Source organism: Streptosporangium sp. NPDC001681 (assembly GCF_040298085.1).
Lineage (GTDB): Bacteria > Actinomycetota > Actinomycetes > Streptosporangiales > Streptosporangiaceae > Streptosporangium.
The window spans coordinates 1-5015 of the sequence record NZ_JBEOZN010000255.1 but is presented as its reverse complement, the minus strand read 5'-3'; the positions used below and the strand labels follow the sequence as shown (position 1 = coordinate 5015).

The window sequence follows — 5015 nt, the reverse complement described above, 5'->3', positions numbered from 1 at the left end:
TCGTGGTACATCATCCCGGCGAAGACGCCGGTCGGGCTGCCCTTGAGGGTGAGCGGGTCGATGCCCGCCCGTTCGACGGCCTCCCAGGAGGTCTCCAGCAGCAGCCGCTGCTGGACGTCGGTCGCCAGCGCCTCGCGCGGCGAGATCCCGAAGAACTCAGCATCGAATTCCGCCGCGTCGTACAGGAAGCCGCCCGCACGGGCGAAAGAGGTGTCCGCGACCTCCCAGCCACGGTCGGCCGGGAAACCGGAGATGGCGTCCTTACCCTCAGCGACCAGCTCCCACAACTGCTCCGGTGAGGTGACGCCGCCCGGATACCGGCAGGCCATGCCGACGATGACGATCGGATCCCCGGCGACCGGGGCCGCGACCTGCACAGGCGCCGCGGCGTCCGTGCCCTCAAGTCGCTCGCGGATGAAACGGGCCACCGCCGCGGGGGTGGGCTGATCGAACACCAGTGTGGCCGCCAGGCGCATCCCGGTCGCCTCGATCAGCCGGTTACGCAGCTCCACCGAGGTGAGGGAGTCAAGACCGAGGTCCTGGAAGGTCAGGTCCGGCGAGATCGCGCTCGCCGAGGCGTGCCCCAGTACGGCGGCCACCTGCCCGAGCACCATCTGGGACACCGCCTCGCCGAGCGCCCGTCCCGACAGCCCGCCCAGGGCGGCGAAGGCGGCAGGCGTGACAGCCGCCTGCCGCATGGGAGCGGGCACCAACGCGCGGAAGACCGCCGGGACACTGCTTCGCGCCCGCAGCGCGGCCCGATCCAGCCGCGCCGCCACCACCACCGGTTCACCGCTCACCATCGCGGCGTCGAAGAAGGCGAGTCCCTGCTCGGCGGCCAGGGGCAGCAGCCCGGCCCGAGCCATGCGCCGCATGTCGGTCTCGGTGAGGGCACTGGTCATCCCGGTGTCCTGCTGCCAGGGCCCCCACCCGATCGACAGGCCCGCCAGCCCCTGAGCGGCGCGCTGCCGCACCAAAGCGTCCAGGAAGGCGTTCGCCGCGGTGTAGCTCGCCTGGCCGCCGTTGCCGAGCGCCGCGGTCACCGAGGAGAACACCACGAACGCGGTCAGGCCGAGGTCGCGGGTGAGCTCGTGCAGGTGCCAGGCGCCGTCCGCCTTCGGCCGCAGCACGGCGTCGATCCGCTCGGGCGTCAAAGCGTCGATCGGGCCGTCATCGAGCACACCCGCGGCGTGTACCACCCCGGTGAGCGGGTGCTCTGGCGGGATCGCAGCGATCACTTCGGCCAAGGACTCACGATCGGACACATCGCAAGCCACGACCATGACCTCGGCACCCAGGGTCCTCAGCTCCGACACCAGCTCCGCCGCGCCCTCGGTATCCAGGCCACGACGCCCCACCAGAGCCAGGTGACACACACCATGCTCGGCCACCAGATGACGCGCGACCAGCGCGCCCAGCCCACCCAGACCACCGGTGACCAGCACCGTGCCGCCGGCACTCCACATCGATGCGGCACCGTCGACACCCCCGGCGGTGCCCGGTGCCGGCGAGACGGTGGCGGCAGCCGGCCCGCTCTGAGAGTGGTCGTCGTCGACCCTGACCAGGCGCGGCGCCCGCAGCAGCCCGTCACGCACCGCCAACTGCGGCTCGCCGGAATTCAGCGCCGCGACCAGCATCCGTCCGTCCACCCGACCGGCATCCACCCGATCGCGATCAAGGTCCAGCAGGACGAACCGCCCCGGGTACTCCAGCTGCGCCGAACGCACCAGACCCCATACCGCCGCCGCGACGGGGTCGGCCACGGTTTCGGTGGCCACCGCCACCGCGCCTGAAGTCACGAAGACCACCAGGCGGTTGGCGTGCTCGTCGCGCCCGGCCTCCCGCAGCCGGGCCAGGACCGCCGAGGTCACCGACCGCACCGCGGCCGGAACGTCGTCCCCGGCGGGAACCGGGACCGGTACCAAGGTCACGTCCGCGGCAGGCTCCATCTCATGTGCGATGTCCGCCACCTGCCCGGCTTCGCGCAGGGCGGCGACCAGACCCCACCCGTCGGAGCCGAGCACCGACCACCGCCTGGCCGGATCGTCTCCGTTCCCGGGTGCCGCCGCGAGCGGCCAGTCCAGCCGCAGCAGCGGCCCGCCGCCGGTGCGTGCCGCAGGCCGCGAAGCGCGGAACGCCAGGGAGCGCACCGAGGCCACCACGCCCCCGGCATCGGCCACGACCAGCGTGACCGCGTCCGGGCCCGCCATGCTCATCCGGACCCGCAGCGCCGAGGCGCCGGACGCGTGCAGCGACACCCCGCTCCAGGCGAAGGGCAGCAGTCCGCCCTCCGCCTCGTCGAGCCCGGCCAGCGATGCCACCTGCAGCACAGCGTCGAGCAGGGCCGGATGCAACCCGTAGGAGCCCGCGTCGGCGGCGACGTCTTCGGGCAGGGCGACCTCGGCGAACACCTCCCGCTCGGTACGCCGGACGGCGCGCACCCCCCGAAACGCCGGACCGTAGGAGAAACCCACCGCCGCCCGCCGGTCGTAGAAGCCGTCGAGGTCCACCGTGACGGCGTCCGCGCGCGGCCACTCCTCCATCCCCGCGTCAGGGACGCTCGTCGGCGCGGCGGAGGCGAGCACACCGGTGGCGTGCTGAGCCCACGGCGTGTCCGCTTCACCCTCCGGGCGGGAATACACCCCCACCGTCCGCCTGCCGCTGTCGTCGACGGCGCCGAGCGCCACCCGCACCTGAACACCTCCCCGCTCGGGTATCACCAGCGGGGAGGTGAGCGTGAGTTCCTCCACCAGGCCGCAGCCGACCTCCTCGCCGGCCCGCAGGGCCAGCTCGACGAAGGCCGTGCCGGGAAACAGCACCTGCCCGGCCACCACATGGTCCGACAGCCACGGATGCGCCGCGGTCGAGACCAGACCGGTGAACAGGAACCCGCCGGTGTCGGGCAGCTCCGTGACCGCGCCGAGCAGTGGGTGCCGCGGCCGGTCCAGCCCGGCGGAGGTGACATCGCCCGCGGCCACCGAGAGTTCGGGCCAGTAGCGCACCCGTTGGAACGCGTAGGTCGGCAGATCCACCCGGCGAGCGACCGGGAACAGCTCCCGCCACCGCACCGGCACACCACGCACATACAACCGGGCGGCCGCGGCCAACGCCGCCGCCTCCTCACCGCGGTCCTTACGCAGAACGGGAAAGGCAGCCGCCGGCTTGTGCGAGTCCTGGCGAACCGAAAGGTTCTGGTGAACGAGCGCCGACAACCCGCCGTCCGGGCCCAGCTCCAGGAACACCCCGGCCCCCGCCGAGCCCGCAGTTTGCACCGCCGCGGCGAAACGCACCGGACGCACCACATGGTCCACCCAGTACTCCGCCGAACACAGGTACGCGGCGTCGACCACCTCGCCGGTCACGGTGGAGACGATCGGCGTCCTCGGCTCGTGGAAGGTCAGCCCTTCGGCGATCTGCCGGAACTCCGCCAGCATCGGCTCCATCAGCGGCGAGTGGAACGCGTGACTCACCCGCAGCCGGGTGGCCTTGCCGAAACGCGCGGCGGTTCGCAGGACGGCGTCCCCGTCCCCGGCGATCACGACGGACGACGGCCCGTTCACCGCGGCGATGACGACCCCGTCCTCCAGCACCGGCTCGACCTCCGCCTCCCCGGCCTGGACCGACACCATCGCCCCGCCCTCGGGCAGGCGCTGCATCAGCCGGCCCCGGGCCGCGACCAGCGCGCAGGCATCGTCCAGCGACAGCACACCGGCCACATGCGCGGCGGCGATCTCGCCGATCGAGTGCCCCACCAGAACCTCCGGTGTCACACCCCACGACTCCACCAGCCGGAACAAAGCCACCTCGATCGCGAAAAGCGCCGGCTGAGCGAACTCGGTACGGTCCAGCAGCCCCGGATCCGCACCGAACATCACCTCAAGCAGTGACCGCTCCAGCTCGACCGCCAGCCGCGCGAAAACCTCGTCCAATGCGCGGGCGAAGACCGGGAACCGGGCGGCGAGCTCGCGGCCCATCCCGATCCGCTGCGCGCCCTGCCCCGCGAACACCACCGCCAGCGCGCCCGGCGGCCCGGCGACACCACGTGCCGCCTCGGTCACACCGCCGCCGGCGGCCAGCAGCACCGCCCGATGAGCGAACTCCGAGCGCGCCGCCACCAGCGAATAGCCGACATCGACCGGATCCGCACCGGTCTCGGCCACAAAGGAGGTCAGCCGATCGATCTGGGCACCGAGCGCGGCCTCGCTCTTACCGGAGACCACCCAGGGCACCACGACAGGCGCCGCACCCGGCGTCGTACCAGGCCCGGAGGGCTTGGCCGGAGCCTCCGAAGCGGGAGGATCGGACGGCTGCCCCGGCTCGGACACGGGGTCCGGCACCTGCTCGACGATCACATGCGCGTTGGTGCCGCTGATCCCGAACGACGACACCCCCGCCCGCATCGGACGACCACTGTCCGGCCACGGTCGGCTGCTGGTCAGCAACTCGACCTGACCACCTCTCCAATCCACTCTGGACGATGGCTCGTCGATGTGCAGTGTGCGCGGCAGGGTCCGCTGTTGCATCGCCAGCACCATCTTGATCACGCCGGCGACGCCGGCCGCCGCCTGGGCATGGCCGATGACGGATTTCAGTGATCCCAGGAGAAGTGGTGTGCTCCGGTTCTGGCCATAGGTCGCGAGGATGGCCTCGGCTTCGATCGGGTCGCCCAGACGGGTTCCGGTGCCATGCGCCTCGACCGCATCGATGTCTTCTGCGCGTAGGCCGGCATCGTCCAAAGCCTGTTCGATGACCCGCTGCTGCGCGAGGCCGTTCGGCGCGGTCAGCCCGTTGGACGCGCCGTCGGAGTTCACCGCCGACCCGCGCACCACCGCCAGCACCTGATGGCCGTTGCGCCGGGCGTCGGAAAGCCGTTCCAGCACCAGCACACCCACGCCCTCGGCCCACCCCGTGCCGTCGGCCGCGTCGGCGAACGCCTTGCACCGCCCGTCCGGGGAGAGACCGCCCTGCTTGGCGAACTCCAGGAAGATGCCCGGCGTCGACATGACGGTGACCCC

General features: G+C 72.3%; 1 protein-coding gene. It reads right to left on the bottom strand.

The window, feature by feature from the left end; translation table 11 throughout:
• On the bottom strand, nt 1-5015 hold a 5015-nt coding region (locus ABT130_RS46920; RefSeq protein WP_350966402.1), incomplete at both ends, for a type I polyketide synthase.